The 14,958-nt window shown below is 64.7% G+C and carries 12 protein-coding genes; 7 read left to right on the top strand and 5 right to left on the bottom strand.

The genetic code is table 11. From position 1 onward, the window contains the following. Positions 1-25: 25 nt before the first annotated feature. The 3 genes from CKO27_RS04865 (at position 26) to CKO27_RS04855 (ending at position 3,114) form a co-directional block, all read left to right on the top strand. Positions 26-970 (top strand): 2OG-Fe(II) oxygenase, encoded by a 945-nt coding sequence (locus CKO27_RS04865; protein ID WP_200373756.1) that lies wholly within the window; start codon positions 26-28, stop codon positions 968-970. A gap of 747 nt (positions 971-1,717) precedes the next feature. Beyond that, the gene (locus tag CKO27_RS04860) at positions 1,718-2,071 is read left to right on the top strand and encodes a hypothetical protein (RefSeq protein ID WP_200373755.1); all 354 of its coding nucleotides are present in this window, start codon (positions 1,718-1,720) and stop codon (positions 2,069-2,071) included. Between the two features lie 89 nt (positions 2,072-2,160). Further along, positions 2,161-3,114, top strand: coding sequence for a hypothetical protein (locus CKO27_RS04855; protein ID WP_200373754.1), 954 nt, complete (start codon positions 2,161-2,163; stop codon positions 3,112-3,114). 55 nt (positions 3,115-3,169) lie between these two features. Here CKO27_RS04855 and CKO27_RS04850 read toward each other — a convergent pair whose 3' ends face one another. Continuing rightward, positions 3,170-3,628 carry an ion channel gene (locus CKO27_RS04850; protein WP_200373753.1) on the bottom strand — a complete coding sequence of 153 codons (459 nt, stop codon included), beginning with the start codon at positions 3,626-3,628 and terminating at the stop codon, positions 3,170-3,172. A gap of 359 nt (positions 3,629-3,987) precedes the next feature. Here CKO27_RS04850 and CKO27_RS04845 point away from each other — a divergent pair, with 359 nt between their 5' ends. Further along, a complete protein-coding gene (locus CKO27_RS04845) occupies positions 3,988-4,944 on the top strand; it encodes a hypothetical protein (protein WP_200373752.1) in 957 nt (318 codons plus the stop codon). Positions 4,945-5,304: 360 nt separating this feature from the next. Here the strand turns inward: CKO27_RS04845 and CKO27_RS04840 are convergent, their stop codons facing one another. Then, positions 5,305-6,387 carry an META domain-containing protein gene (locus tag CKO27_RS04840; protein ID WP_200373751.1) on the bottom strand — a complete coding sequence of 361 codons (1,083 nt, stop codon included), beginning with the start codon at positions 6,385-6,387 and terminating at the stop codon, positions 5,305-5,307. A gap of 693 nt (positions 6,388-7,080) precedes the next feature. Between CKO27_RS04840 and CKO27_RS04835 the strand changes: the two genes are divergently transcribed. The 3 genes from CKO27_RS04835 (at position 7,081) to CKO27_RS04825 (ending at position 13,256) form a co-directional block, all read left to right on the top strand. Then, positions 7,081-8,655, top strand: coding sequence for an esterase/lipase family protein (locus CKO27_RS04835; protein ID WP_200373750.1), 1,575 nt, complete (start codon positions 7,081-7,083; stop codon positions 8,653-8,655). A gap of 119 nt (positions 8,656-8,774) precedes the next feature. Next, positions 8,775-11,540, top strand: a complete 2,766-nt coding sequence (locus CKO27_RS04830) for an HAD-IC family P-type ATPase (RefSeq protein ID WP_200373749.1) — start codon at positions 8,775-8,777, stop codon at positions 11,538-11,540. A 36-nt stretch (positions 11,541-11,576) separates the two neighbouring features. Continuing rightward, complete coding sequence (locus CKO27_RS04825; protein ID WP_200373748.1) at positions 11,577-13,256, top strand: Na/Pi cotransporter family protein; 1,680 nt, start codon at positions 11,577-11,579, stop codon at positions 13,254-13,256. 80 nt (positions 13,257-13,336) lie between these two features. On the opposite strand, the gene CKO27_RS04820 is transcribed toward CKO27_RS04825, so the two are convergent. From CKO27_RS04820 to CKO27_RS04810, 3 genes are all read right to left on the bottom strand, one after another. Continuing rightward, the gene (locus tag CKO27_RS04820) at positions 13,337-13,567 is read right to left on the bottom strand and encodes a glycine zipper family protein (protein ID WP_200373747.1); all 231 of its coding nucleotides are present in this window, start codon (positions 13,565-13,567) and stop codon (positions 13,337-13,339) included. A 17-nt stretch (positions 13,568-13,584) separates the two neighbouring features. Next, the gene (locus tag CKO27_RS04815) at positions 13,585-13,983 is read right to left on the bottom strand and encodes a Rap1a/Tai family immunity protein (protein WP_200373746.1); all 399 of its coding nucleotides are present in this window, start codon (positions 13,981-13,983) and stop codon (positions 13,585-13,587) included. A gap of 153 nt (positions 13,984-14,136) precedes the next feature. Further along, positions 14,137-14,931, bottom strand: a complete 795-nt coding sequence (locus tag CKO27_RS04810) for a MipA/OmpV family protein (RefSeq protein WP_200373745.1) — start codon at positions 14,929-14,931, stop codon at positions 14,137-14,139. Positions 14,932-14,958: the final 27 nt, after the last annotated feature.

Below are 14,958 nucleotides of genomic sequence, written 5' to 3'. Positions count from 1 at the left end.
GAGGGAACCTCAAGGAGTTCAGCCGTTGCTCTTGCAACCACATCACCACCATCACCCATTCCCCTTTTTCTGTGTCGATTCCGCATTCTCCGACGAAGAGTGTGCGGCACTTGAGGGCCTCTTTTTACAAACCAATGATTGGCCGCATCGGGATGGTGCGTTCTACCAGTGCGCGCTTTGCGACGTGACCGAGAAGATTCCAGCCTCCTTTCAGACCGAACTACGCGCTAGAATGCGCGAGATTACCCAGTTGCCACTCGTTGATCGTGTTGTCGTCACGGCGCAACGAATGCGGCCCGGAGACGTCATTGGGAGACATAGTGACCGACCACTCTTGGGCTATGAGATGGCGCGACTGGTCGTGCAACTGAATAAACACTGGCAGCCTGAGCATGGCGGTGTTCTGGAATTATTCGCATCGCCGGATGGCCAAGCGGTGTTCCGTGTTGATCCTGAGTACAACAAAGCCTTTGGCTTTCCGCTTCACGCGGGTTCATACCATGGGGTGACCGAGGTGACCCAACCGCGCCAAACCCTGGTCTTCAACTTCTGGCATGTGGCAAACACCCCCGAACTGGCTGCATACGTTCAAGCCTTGTTGGCCAACCTTCATTTCTCAGAGTTCCCGGCGGCACTCAACCCTGTGGCCTCATCGGCAGAATCGACGCTGCCCGAGGAGACGACATTTCGTGCCGGCACAGCGGCGGTGGCACTCCAGCGCTTGGGCTACGATGAGGCCACCATTGTGACCGGGTACCGGCACAGCGCTGGACTGGCGATCTGTGAGACGGGCGACGCGGAAACCGATGCGGCCGTGCTCCTGGCGGACTGGATGGCGTACCTGTATCGGGAGTCGTTTGATCTGGCACGATGGAAGATCTTGCGAAACAAACTTGATGGAGTAGAGATGGTGTCGCGCCTGCGGCCCGCATGGCGGCTTTGTCTGCCGGAATGGAGCGAGTCACCATAGGCAAGATGGTAACTCAGGTTTCGGAGTTCAAATATCATGACGACCACTCAAGCGATGGCTTTAACCCAGCGCATTAGAAGCACTCGTGGAGCCATCACGTTGAGATAGACCAAACACCGCTGTTATGAACCGCCATGTGCCTGCCGGCAACCATGTCGTCATGGTTTTCGGTTGAATCAGATTTCCGACCGTTTTTTTGGCATTTTCAACGCCGCTTGCTGGCCATTGCCGAGGCCATTCCCGCCGTGTCGAGAAACAGAGCTGTTCCGACAGGTCGCGTCACTGCTGGCGTTTCACGAAATGGCGGTCTCTGACATGACGGCGTGTTCGACCTCAACTTCGAGCGCGCATGGACCACCGGCCGCTTGATCGGCGCAACGATCAGATCAACCTCGATGAGCTCGAGCGGAGCTTGCTCTGAGGTGCTGATCGTTTCGCGTGCGACGGATCGTCGACGTCAACCCTGGAAGACGAAAGTTCGGGGACACCTCACGGCGATCCTCCCCATCCAAACGGGCGCCGACCGGCCAACGCGGGGACATCGGACAGTCCCGCGATCACCCCTCACGAGATGGTCGAACCCATGAAGGCAGCCGGTAGACGCTTTTCGCGCGCCCCCGAGAGCGTTGCATAAGGATCGATCCGCCAGCATGTCTCTCTCGCCCTTCCCCGTCACGACTCCCCTTATCCATGCGAGGAATCCTCATGAAACCAAGCCGCTTTCTCCAGGCTGCCATGTGCGTTTGCGTGGCGACCCTGCTGCCGGTTGTCTCGGCCGATGCGCAAGGTGAGCGCGCGCAACGCAAACCTGACTTGGCCGATGTCGCGCAAGGTACCTATGGCGGTGATGTCACATCCGATTCCAAAGGCTCGTCGCGCAGCGATGTGACCCTGACCGTGACGCGGATCGGTGAGAATCGGGTGCGGATCACGTCCGATTACGCGCGACTCCCCAGGGTGGAAGTCCCCTTGACGCAAGCCATGGAAACGATTCTGAATGCGAGTGGCTCCACCGTCTTCGTTCTTGAGCGTTCGAAACGGCCGATCCGGTTGAATGTGACCTTCAACAACGAAGTGAGTTGGGCTGGGACGAAGCCCTAAGGATCGATCGCGACGACACCTCGGAGCCGCCGACACGATTCCACCCATCGCCCTGAGCAAGCCGGGATGTCAACAGGATCACACCGTCCATGACCGCCGCCCTCCTCGTCTTCATCGCCCTGGCCGGTGTCGTCCTGGCGTTGCTCATGCTGATGTTGCGCTTACTCCGGTGGCTGGCACTACCGGTCCTGATCCTGGGCGTGCTGATCAGCGTCGCCGCCGGGCCGCAGGCCGCCGCCGACCTCTGGGGCGAGCGGTTGGATGGCGTAGTGGCCGCGACCCAGGAATCCGTCCACGTCGAGACGGCGCGCGCCACGGGGACGCGGACAAGCCAGCTTGTGGTGCGCCATCGTTACGGAATCATCCTCTGCTACCGCGCGCCGGATGCCCTTGGACTGGGCGCGGGCGCACCCCTGGATCCGGCGATTCGCGCCGCGATCGGCGAGCCTGAGTCGGACGCCGACCGCTGGTGTCAGCAGGCGCCGGGGCATGGCACCTTGCGGCAGGTCGAGGTCCGCCTCGATGAGGCGTCGCACGACGCGGCGGTGCCCGGTCGTGTGGTGAGGTTGAAACGGCTGCGCCCGTTCGGGTGGCTGGAATGGACGTGGCCGGTCGATGCGCCGCCGTTGCCGATGGTGTCCCTCCCATCACTCGGCGGGCATGGGCCACGGGTGGCGATGGCCGCGCAGGTGATGGCCATCACCATTGATGCGAAGGGCCGAGGACTCTTGAGCCGCCGGGCGCGCACCTATGCCGTGCCGGTGGCCTATCTCCGGCTGCGCTATGCCGCGCCCGATCATCCCGATGGGGTGGAGGGTGTGGACCGGGTGGACGCGCCATCGGTCAGCGCACTGAGGGTAGGCAGCCCGGTCGTTGTCACGATCGCCACCGACGCGCCCCGTGCCCCACGATTGGTGGGGGCGGAACGGTCCTATTGGTGGCGCAACGTGCGCGACGAGATCCTGGTCATCACCGGGATCGTCGGAATGTCTCTTGTCATTGCCGGGGTGCTGAAACGTCGCCGAGGAAGGGGCGAGGCGTAACGGATGGTTTGGCGTGGGCGGGGGCTGAATCCTGCCTGTGTCGGTGCGGTGGCCCTCAACCCTGATGCTCCCAAACCGCTTGGATGACGACGAACAGAAAGGCGGTCGAACAACCGAACATCAGCAGGCCGCTGATCGCCGTCAGGGGGCCAAGGAGACGCCAGGGCGGCGGCAGCACGACATCGCCATAGCCGAGCGCGGTCATCGACGTAGCGGAAAAATAGACACCCTCGGAGAAACTCGACACCAGCCCCGCACGCCAGATCAGGAGCCCCCAGGCCATGGCCTCCGCGAGGTGGGCGAAGAAGAGCACGACGAAGCAGCCCAGGATAATCGCCTTGCCAGCACCACGGGGACCGAGATGCAAGATGAGCCACGGGACGAATATCCGAATTTGCCAGGCGACTTCAAACAGCAGGCTGGCGTGGAAGATGAACAGGCTCGCGACCAGCAGCCAGGCCAGGGTAAAGACAACCTTCACACGACGTCCGGGGACGCCCTCAACGCATGGCATGACGCAACGCACCTTAGATTGGCCTTCGCCGTCACCACAGGAACCTGACGCGGCCGTCGGTCATGGGCGCGCCCAACGCGCCAGGCGGCGATCCGGATGCGGCCCACGGGCCGCCGCAGGGACATCGGACAGGATCGCGAGCGATTCTAGCGTGAAAGACCGCCACGGCGTCGAGCGATGGCGTACCACCGGCACACGGCTGCTGATGTCTCGCCCCAGGGCGTGTCCTAACGGTTGCCCCCTTGGCCGTCACCATCGCTCGGTGGGCATTCAGGATTCAAACCAAACCCCGCGTTGCGTTCAAACAGCGAAGGGCGAATCATCCTGAGACGCCCTCCCTGCCGACGCGCCTCCGAGCCATGAAGACCGACACGCCAAGCCCCCACCGCCGGAAGGTCTCGGTCATGGCCATCGCGCTGAGCACGCTGCTGTGCGCGAGTTGCGCGAAACTGGCTGAGCGTCCTCAGGACATCGTCCAGGCCACCACCTTGCCCGACCTTAGCGGACTGGCGTGGGTCGAGGACGATCTCTTCATCGGTGTCCACGACGCCAAACGCACGGCCAAACAGGCCGCCTGGCCGCGGATCAGTTTAGTGAAACTCCCCACATCGGAACTCGAAGGGGTCACCTGGAGGTCCTTGAAGATCTCCTTCCCAGGTCCGGATGGTCCCAGCAGCGATCTGGAGAGCGCCAGTCGCCTGCCGGGCGGGCGGGGGTTCGTCTTCGCCGAGAGTGGCCAAGCGGGCGAAGGCGCTCGGCGGCTCTTTTTCGCCGAGTACCAGGCGGGGGCGCTGAACATCGCGCACGCCATCCCCTGGCCGGTGCCGGTGGAGAACGTCGAGGCGATGGAGGTCTGCGAGGTCGCCGGGCAACCGGTGTTTCTCTACGCCGAACGGGCGGAGGGTCGACCGGAGACCAAGCTGCGATGGGCGACGTTATCGCTGGATCCGGTGGCCTTTGGGTCATTCGAGGAAGTGACCTATGTGGGCGTCGACCCGGTGGGGAGGGGCGCGCGCCCCATCGTGGCCCTGACGGTCGACCGCGAGGGTTTGATCTACAGCGCGTCCGCCTATGATTCGGGCAACGACGAGGGTCCGTTCCGCAGCGTGGTCTGGCGCATCGGGAGGATCCTGGCCGATGCACAGGGACGCCCACGGGTTCGACTGGAGCGGGGTAAGCGGCTGGCGACCCTGGACGGCTTGAAGGTCGAAAGTCTCGCCGTGCGCGAATCCAAGGCAGGTGGGAAGCAGGTGTTCGTGGGGACCGACGACGAGCACTATGGTGGTCTCGTGCGCCGGCTCCCAACCGTGCGATAACCACGCCGAGGGATCACTGGAAATGCCTTGCGGAGATTACCCCGTTGCCAGTCTGGCACGGCGGCCGGTTGTCACACCTTCCGGGCGACGGGATTCACCCCTCATCAAGGGGTTTGAGGTGCAACGGAACAGAAAATCTAGGTAAGCCCGTCGACCGTCTCGTTCAGGTCTAGATCGTCGTCCACGGGTGCCTCAGATTGCCTGGTAAGACCCTAATGAGGCCGTCAATCCGTCTCATCGGAGTGTGCCGTTAAGGTCTACCCCAGCGGAATGACAAGCCGGAAGTCGCCGAAAAACTTGGGGTTCAGCGCTTACCTAGGTTTTCTGTTCCGTTGCACCCTAGACCCTCTATCCGCTCCCTCACTCACCCCTGGAACTGGCGGTCAGCACCCGTTCGCCATCGGCACGATGGATATCCAGCATTCCTCGCACAATGTCCCAGGTCGTTGCACTTTCCAACGCATTAAGGAACGCTCGCTCCTGGACCATCAACGCCTCGTCGCAGGCCTTGCGCGTGGTCGCCAGCGGATGGATCGTCAGCCTGTTTTCTTCCACTGTGAATGATCCGTGGAAGCGATTGCAGCCGCTGCTGCCCGAAACCTGGCCGTCCTGGAACATTAGGGTGAGCCGGGTACCGGTCTGTGGGCTCACCACGGCCTGCCGTCCGTTGTTGTAACCAGTGACCTCCCATTGCATGCCCTCCAATGGGAGTGGCACCTCGCGCTCGAAGCGCAGCCGCGCCCCTCCGCCCACCGGCGTCAAGATCAGCTCGTCTCCGGCACCGGCAACCCCCAAGGCTCCGGAGAACGATCGCAGGAAAGCCTCCTCGACCGACATCGCCGGTTCCGGGCAGGCCCTCATCGTTCCGCCCAGCGTACCGAGGACGAGCGTCTCGCCTTCCAGGGTGTACGACCCCATGAACTGATTGCACCCCGAGAAACCATCCGTCCGACCGGCTTGGAACCGGACCGTGACGGCATTGCGAGCGTAATCAGTCGGTAGCGTCTTGCCCGGCAGCTCGGTGAGACGCCAGGTCGCATTCTCGACGGTCGCCGAAACATTCAGCGTTTCTGGCACACGGCAGCAACCGGTGTAATGACGTCCATTCGGGAGCGCAACCTTGGCCGCATAGGGATGTACGGCATCCGACATCCCGTCGCTACAGGCGCCCTGGTGCAAGAACGCCACCAGCTCCCCTCCATCGGACGTGATTGCCTGACCACGCCAGACCGACTCCTTTCGCCCGGCCGTTGTATTCGCGTCACCGAGATATTCCACCACCGGAGAATCCGGCGTCGAGAACCGAGCCTTCCCTGTCTCAGTGAGGTCCAGGCGCCAGAACGGCTCATTTCCGAAGCAGATCAATGGCTGCTCTTGAGCCAGGGAGGCGGTCATCGGCGCGGCCACGAAGACAAGCGCCAGCGGCCAAGTGTTTCTGCTCATGTCGATACCCCGGTTGTCATGAGTCAAGTCCGGCGCGACGGCGACACGGCGCTGTCGCCCGGTGGCCCGGTTCGGCGGCATCAGAGCGGCGCAGGGTCTGCTCGATCCGCTTCAATTCCGTGCCTCGGGCGTGAAAGGTCGCGGGCGCCTGACCCACGGTACCTAGCGTACGCACAGTAGATCGGCGGGTTTCCGGCGGCTATTGCACCTTGGTTAAAGGTGACAGAAGACGCAGGAGATCCGCGGTCGGGACTCATCGGCGGCCGGTGGAGTGCGGCGACCACGGCTTTCCACCGGCCACCAATGAACTCGGCGTGCGTCCTGGGCGTCTGACGATCCGAGGGAGCGGTGCACGGTTGAGGCATCCGCCGTGCTTGGGATGGTGATCCGGCGTCCTTACACCAGGGGGTCGCCAAATCGATCGGCCTTTAACCTAGGTACAATAGCCATCGCAGCGATGCTCGGATAGTGTCATCACGACTCTAAGCCGCGCCAGCTCCGACGGTTGTGGATTCGGTCGAGGTGGACTCAACCCAACAAGCATCGTCGACCGCGCGAGGCGCGGTTTCATGCGAGAGAGACGCCTGTGATGCTGCGGCTCCAGCCTGAATCAGCGTTCTCGGATTTTCCTCTCCGCCGGTGCCGCCGAATCGGCGGTCCGGGCGGAGAGCATTCCAGTCCACTGCAAACAGCATGAAACCCTCCCCCGAGCCGTCCTCCGCCAAACGGGCCACATGCGCGTGCCTCCTCGGTGTGGTGCTGAGCGCCTGTCAGTCGCTCGCGCCTGACCGGTCCGCCGCCCTGTCCCAGGAGCTGGCCGAATCGATCCGTACGGCAGGGTCGCCGTTGGTCAGCGAGCGCGAGCGACGCCAAGCCGCGGTCGTCTATCGCGAGCGCCTCGCGGCGACCTTTCCGAGCCGGCTCGCGGAGTCCGTCGATCCAGGCCCGGCGGTGCTCAGGGCCGTGCCGCGTGGGGAACGGTCCGGGATCATCGATCCCGGAGACTTCGATCAGATCGCCGCCGTGCGCGCGGCACGCGAGACCCGTCCGGGCCTGCACCGGGCGGGGCTGGGGCTGCCAGTCGTTGGGCGACTCGCCCCGGACGGGAATCCGAATGCACCTGATGCGGGATTCAAAGTGCCGCTCACGCTCGCGGCGCTGCCGCCGGAGGGCGGCAGCGACTGCTGCGACTCCGCCCTGCTCGACCCCCGCCGCATCGACAGTCTGAAGACCGACCATGGCGAGGTATCCCTCGCCATGGACCTCGAGGCGTCCCTGCGCACCGCGGACGCCACCGGCCCCAGGTTCGGCTCGGGGCTCGCCAACCTCCTGCGCCCCGGGCTCTTCGCCGGGCACCCGCGGATCCTGTTCCTAGAGCCATTCGACCCGAACCGCCGGCCTCTGGTCCTTGTCCATGGCCTCTTGTCCACGCACCGGGTCTGGACCCCGCTGCTCTTGGACCTGCTCACCGATCCGGTCATCCGCCAGGCCTACCAAATCTGGTTTTTCTACTACCCGACCGGCCAGCCCGTACCACTCTCGGCCCTGCAGTTGCGCGAGGCCTTGGATGAGGTGGCCGCGCGCTGGCACCCGCGTTACCCCATGGTGCTCGTTGGCCACAGCATGGGGGGCCTCCTGGCCCGCGCTCAGGTCTCGCGCGTCGGATCGGACGCCGCCGAGACCGTCCTCCCCGGCGTCAGCCGGCTTCCGGCCAACAGCCGCGTGCGTCGGGCCCTGATCTTCGAGCCGCGCCGAGACGTCAGCCGGGTGGTTTTCATGTTCACTCCGCACCGAGGCAGTCGGCTCGCCTCCGGGGGCCTGGGCGCATGGGGGATCCGTCTGATTCGTCTGCCGGGCACCCTGGTGGAGGAAGTTTCGAGCGCTCTGGGCACGCTGACCGGGGCCGAGACCGGACGCATACCCACCAGTATCCAGGGTCTGTCTCCAGATTCGCTTTTCCTGCGAATCCTGGACGCCACCCAGCCCCAGGTGCCGGTGCACTCCATCATGGGCGACCGCGGCCGCGGCGATGGCTGGACGGGCTCCGACGGTGTCGTGCCCTACATCAGCTCGCACCTGAGCTTCGCCCAGTCCGAGGTCGTGGTCCCCACGGGCCACGGGGGGTTCGGCCATCCCCGCGCGGTCGCCGAACTCAAGCGGATTCTGCGTCTCGAGCTTGCGCGGCCCGACGAGGCTCCGATCGCGCCAGGCGTCGCCACCGAAGAGACCGGGGCTCAAGGCATCGTCGATCTCGTGAACCTTCGCTGACGACGACGACGGACGACCTGCGAGGTGTTGCACCAAGGTTCAATGGGTTTTCGACCCTTGATCACGTAGCCTTCGGGCCTGCGCCCGACGACGGCTACTGCGAGGTTTGAATCCGAGCGATGAATACGCACAAGACGGACTTGGCCGGCCCCGGCTGGCACGCAATGGCGACCGATGCGGTCTTGGGACGGCTAGCGGCCGATTCGGCCACAGGACTCGATGCCTCGGAGGCCGCCAGGCGCCTCGCCGAGCATGGAGCCAACCGGCTTCCGGCCGGCAAGCGGCGCGGACCTTTCATGCGCTTCCTCTCCCAGCTCAACAACGTCCTGGTCTATGTCCTGCTGGGCGCGGGCTTCACCAAACTGATGCTCGGGCTCTGGATCGACGCCGGGATCATCCTCGGGGTGGTCCTGATCAACGCCCTGCTCGGATTCCTCCAGGAGGGCAAGGCGGAGAAGGCGCTGGAGTCGATCCGCAACATGCTCTCCGCCGAGGCCCGGACGCGGCGCGGCGGAGAGACCCGCATGATCCCGGCGGAGGACCTGGTCCCCGGCGACATCGTCCTGCTGGAGTCCGGCGACAAGATCCCGGCGGATCTGAGGCTCATCGAGGTCAAGAACCTGCGCACCGAGGAGGCCGCCCTGACCGGCGAGTCGGTCCCCGCCGACAAGTCCACCGATACGGTGCCGGAGAAGGCCACCGTCGGCGACCGCCACAACCTGGGCTTTTCCGGCACCATGGTGGTGTCCGGGCGGGCAACCGGTGTCGTCATCGCCACCGGAGCGCGGACCGAGCTCGGGCGGATCAATGCGATGCTGGCCAGCGTCAGCCCCCTGGAGACCCCGCTGCTCCGTCAGATCAAGAAGTTCGGCTATGCGATCACGACAGTGATCGGGATCGTCAGCGTCCTGGTCTTCGCCTACGGGAAGTGGGTGATCGGAATGGACTTCGTCGAGCTCTTCCAGGCCGTGGTCGGCATCGCCGTGTCGGTGATCCCCGAGGGTCTGCCGGCGATCATCACCATTGCGCTGGCGATCGGGGTGCAGCGGATGGCGAGCCGCAACGCGATCATCCGCCGTCTGCCGGCGGTGGAGACCCTGGGCTCGGTCTCTCGGATCTGCTCGGACAAGACCGGGACCCTGACACTGATGGAGATGATGGTGGTCTCCGCCGCCAGCGCCGAGTCGCGGTACCAGGTCAGCGGCAACGGCTATGCCCCCGAGGGGGCAGTGACCCGCGACGGCGAGCCGGCACCGAAGGACCCCGTGCTGGAGCTGATGGGCCGGGTCTCGATGCTCTGCAACGACGCGGTGCTCTTGCAGCAGGACGGGGTCTGGAAGGTCGAGGGCGATCCGACCGAAGGGGCGATGTACCCCTTCGCGACCAAGCTCGGGATGGACCGCGCGGCCGAGATCGCCGCCTGGCCGCGGGTCGACGCGATTCCGTTCGAGTCCGAGCACAAATTTATGGCGACCCTGCATCGTGGCGCCGACGGCCGGGAGATGCTGCTGGTCAAGGGGGCGCCCGAGGTCATCCTCGGTCACTGCGACCGTCAGCAGCTGGGCGCCGGTGAGAGCGCCGCGCTGGATCTCGGGCACTTCGAGCGGGTTGCCGACCAGCTCGCGGCCCAGGGAGAGCGGGTTCTGGCCCTGGCCTGGCTCGCGGATCCCGGGCTCGCGGCCGGAACCCTGGGTCCCGCCGATCTGCCTCGCAACCTGGTCCTGATCGGTCTGATCGGGCTTCTCGACCCGCCGCGCCAGGAGGCGATCGAGGCGGTGAAGGTCTGCCACGACGGCGGCATCCGGGTGACGATGATCACCGGCGATCACAAGATCACCGCGGCGGCGATCGCCAGGATGCTCGGTATCGGCGACGGCCGAACCGCGGTCTCCGGGGCTGAGATCGAGGAGATGAACGAGGCGGCCCTTCAGGAGTGCGTGCGGACCGTGGATGTCTTCGCCCGCGCGAGCCCCGAGCACAAGCTGCGCCTGGTCAAGGCGATCCAGGCCAACGGCCAGATCGTCGCGATGACCGGCGACGGGGTCAACGACGCCCCGTCGCTGAAGAAGGCGGACATCGGTGTGGCGATGGGGATCAAGGGAACGGAGGTGACCAAGGAGGCTGCCGGGATGATCCTCGCCGACGACAACTTCGCCTCGATCACCGCGGCGGTGAAGGAGGGCCGCACCGTCTACAACAACATCGAGAAGGCGATCCTCTTCATGCTGCCGACCAATGTGGCCCAGGCCCTGGTCATCGCGGTGGCGATCTTCCTCGGCTTCACCATGCCGATCACCGCGCCCCAGGTGCTCTGGGTCAACATGGTGACCTCGGTCGCCCTGGGTCTGGTCATCGCCTTCGAGCCCCATGAGCTCGATGTGATGCGGCGTGCCCCGCGGACCGTCGATCGAGCCATCCTGACCGGGTTTGGGATCTGGCGGGTGGTCTTCGTCGGCCTGGCATTGTTGGCCTATACCCTCTGGGCCTTCTTCTGGATGAAGGGACAGGGCGCCTCCGACGAGCTCGCGCGCACCGTGGCGGTCAACGCCATCACGATCGGGCAGGTCTTCTATCTGCTCAACAGCCGCTTCCTGCTGGAGTCGTCCCTGTCGTTCAAAGCCCATCTGGGCAATCGCTACCTGCCGATGGGGATCGCGGCCGTCGTCGTCCTGCAGCTCCTGTTCACCTATGCCCCGCCTTTGCAGTACCTGTTCCACAACGAGGCGATCCCGCTGATGGTTTGGCCCTGGCTCTTCCTCGGCGGGCTGGTGTTCTTCCTAGTGGTGGAGATCGAGAAGCTCGTCATCCGCCTCACCCCCAGCTTGCGTGTCGCCGTGACCTCGGTCGAGGCCGGGAGTGCCAAGACCCGCGCCGCGATGTCGTGACCGACTCCCATTGCTCGAAGAACAGAGAGGTTGGCCATGACTGAGCTGGCCCCCCTGACAATGACGATCGAGCTGCTCGGCGGGCTCGCGCTGTTCCTGTACGGCATGGAGAAGATGACCGACGGGTTGAAGGCCGCGGCCGGCAAGCAGATGAACGGGCTCTTGGCAAAGCTGACAGGACATCCGGTGTTGGGTGCCATCACTGGGGCCATCGTGACCGCGGTGATCCAGTCGTCCTCGGTAACCACGGTGCTAGTGGTGGGTTTCGTGAGTGCCGGGCTCATGACCCTGGTGCAGTCGGTCGGGGTGATCTTCGGTGCCAATGTGGGCACCACGGTGACGGCGCAAATCGTGGCGTTCAACACGACTGCCCTTGCATTCCCCCTGATTGCCATCGGCTTTGGTATGAGCTTCCTGTGGAAGCAGGGCGTGGCACGCCACTATGGCGCCATGTTGATGGGGCTTGGTCTGATCTTCTATGGCATGGCGGTGATGGGCGCGGCCATGTCGCCGTTGCGCACGCACGAGGGCTTCGCCGGGGTTCTACAGTCTCTGCAGAGCCCGTTCCTGGGCATGCTGGCCGGCGCCGCCTTTACGGCCCTGGTGCAATCGTCGTCGGCCACCATCGGTCTCGCGGTCGTCATGGCGACCCAGGGGCTGCTGTCCCTTCCGGCGGGGATCGCGATCCTGTTCGGGGCAAAGATCGGAACCGGGATCACGGCGGTTCTCGCCGCGATCGGCAAGCCGCAGGATGCCAAGCGCGCGGCAGCCGTGCATGTCCTGTTCAATGTGCTGGGCGCCCTGATTTGGCTGCCGTTCATCGCGGCGCTCGCGGCGCTCGCCGAGACGGTTTCGCCGGTGGCCGCGCATCTGCATGGCGTGGAACGGCTTGCCGAGGAGGTGCCGCGCCAGATCGCCAACGCGGCGACCATCTGGGCCACGGCCAACACGCTGATCTTCCTGCCGTTTGCCCCGTTGTTCGCGAAGATGGCCATCAGGATCATCCCGGACCGGGCGGTCGAGGTGAAGGAGATCGTTCGTCCCAAATATCTCGACGACGAATTGATCCGGGTGCCCTCGATGGCCCTGGAGCGTGCACGGATGGAACTCGGGTACATGGGTGAGCTGACCGAAGGGATGCTGGTGAAGGTCGGATCGGCCTTCAAAGCCAGGGATCTCAGCGAGCTTTCGCAGCAGTATGACCAGGTCGTGGTGCTGCGAGAAGCGGTGCTCGCCTATCTGCAGCGCGTCGGGCGTGGCGAGCTGAGCGACGCTCAAGCGGACGAGCATGCACGCCTGGTTGCCGCCACCGGAGAGATCCTGTCCATGAGCGCGGCGATCGGCCGTGAGCTGGCACCGCTGGCCCAGACCCTGAAAGAGACGGGCATCACACCGTCGCAAGAGACCGCCGAGCTGCTCGAACACCTGTTTCGGACGATACAGGAGTCCGCGCATGCCGCGCTGCGAGCCTTGGTCGAGGCGGACGAACGGGCGGCACAGGCCGTTGTGGCCAATCGCGTGACGATCCTCGAGCTCAGCTCCGAGCTGCACAGGCAACAGGCCGCGCGCCTCGCCCTGGACGACCCGGAGCGCCTGCTCAAGTACCGCGTGCAGTTCGAGATACTCGACATGCTGAGACGCATCTACAGTGTGGCTGAGCGCATGGCGATCTCGGTACTGCCGCGGGGCGTTCTGGCCGGGGAGCTGTCGGTCTGATCGACGGGCTCCAGGCTGTGATGGTGCGGGGGAAACGCCGATCGGGTCGGCGCTTCCCCACTCTCCGGCCGGAGGCTGGACTACTGGAAGCTGCCGCGGCGATGCTCATCGGCGAGCACACCGCCGAGCGCGCCGACGCCTGCTCCGAGCAACGCGCCGCGCCCGGCGTTGCCGCTGAAGGAGCCGACAACGGCACCGGTGGCGGCGCCCATCGCGGTGCCGCTGGCAACGCTGGCCCGGGGGGTGCTCCCGCAGCCAGGGAGGACGGCCGCCATCGTGGCCGCCAGGACGAGGATGGATATGGACTTCATGGGATGACCTCCGATGATTACTTGCAGGATCTGGCTTTGGCCAGTGCCCGGACCACGCCGACCACCGGCATCTCGTTCATCAGCGTCTGATTGCCCTTGTTCTCGGCCCCCCAGGTGAGGAACGCCTGTCGGCCATCCTCTATCGTGTCGTTCACCTTGTAGCAGATCAGCCGCTTCACTCGCTTCCTGTCGCTCACCACGTCATGGTACTGGACGCTGGCCTCGATGAACGCCCGGCAGGCGAGCAGGGCCTCGAGCGCGGCGGGACTGTCGCCGGTTGCTCCGCAGACCTGGAGCAGATCCTCGGTGGTGTCGAAGTTGAAATCGCTTTCATCGAGGGCCTGGGACGTCATCGGTTGCACGGCCAACGCCAGAAGGGCAGCGAGGGCGGCTGGATGTTGGATGATTCGATTCATGTCTATTAGGAGTCCTGTGGAGGATTGATTGGGTTGGGAGCCAGCGGGAGGGCTGGCGGTTTGGTTTCTGACGGACAAGGATCAGGAAGGTGGTCGAGCCGCATCTCTTTGGGAAGCAAGCCTCTATCAAGCGACTCCTGAACGCCCCGTCACCTACCAGGCGTAGAGAGCACCGACCCCATAGATCCACTGATTCTTGGAGCCCTCCAGCGCGACGAGCGGGCTGTCCGCGGCGTCGCCCAGGATGCGCGAGTACATGATGCCGACGCCCAGATGCCAGTGCAGACTCAATGAAAGCACCGCCGTGGCCCACCCTCGCACGTCACGCACCCCGCCCCCAGGCACATGGATCGGCAGACCGCTAGAGAGTGAATCGGCTTGCGTCACCCCGAAGTACTCGTTCGTGTAGTTGTCGCTGCCGTACGTGAAGGCGGTACCGGCCGCCAGGGTCACCATCCGCGCGACGGGCTGCATCGCGTAGGCATTGAGCCCGGCCGTCCAACCGTTGTAGACATCGGTGGCATCCCCGAGGGCCCAGGCACCCACTCCCGCCTGCCTGCGCATCTCCTGGGGATCCCGCCAGATATAGCCACCGAAGAGACCGAGGCTCAAGGCATCGTCGATCTCGTGAACCTTGTTGACGACGGGGTTCTCCACATCCTCGCGGCTGAAGCGCCAAAGCGCCGCCGGACCCAACTGCCAGTTGCGGTTGTCGAGCAGGTTGACTCGGATCTCGTTTCCAAGGAGACGAACGAAGCGTGAGCCGCCCAGCGAGAGCCGCCCGAACGGAGCGACGCCGATATCTTGATCCTTCGATCCAAAGTAGTCGGGATAGGCGCCCACGCCGCCCCCGAAGAAGTTGAGCTGCGGCAGATCCAAGGGGATCATGAGGTCCTCGGCTTGGACGCCCGGAGGTATCACGCCGAGGGCGCCAAGTAGTGCGGCCACGAGCCGTAAGGATCGTCTTGATGTAAT

The organism is Thiocystis violacea (genome assembly GCF_016583575.1).
Taxonomy (GTDB): Bacteria; Pseudomonadota; Gammaproteobacteria; order Chromatiales; family Chromatiaceae; genus Thiocystis; species Thiocystis violacea.
This window is presented reverse-complemented; position numbering and strand designations above follow the sequence as displayed.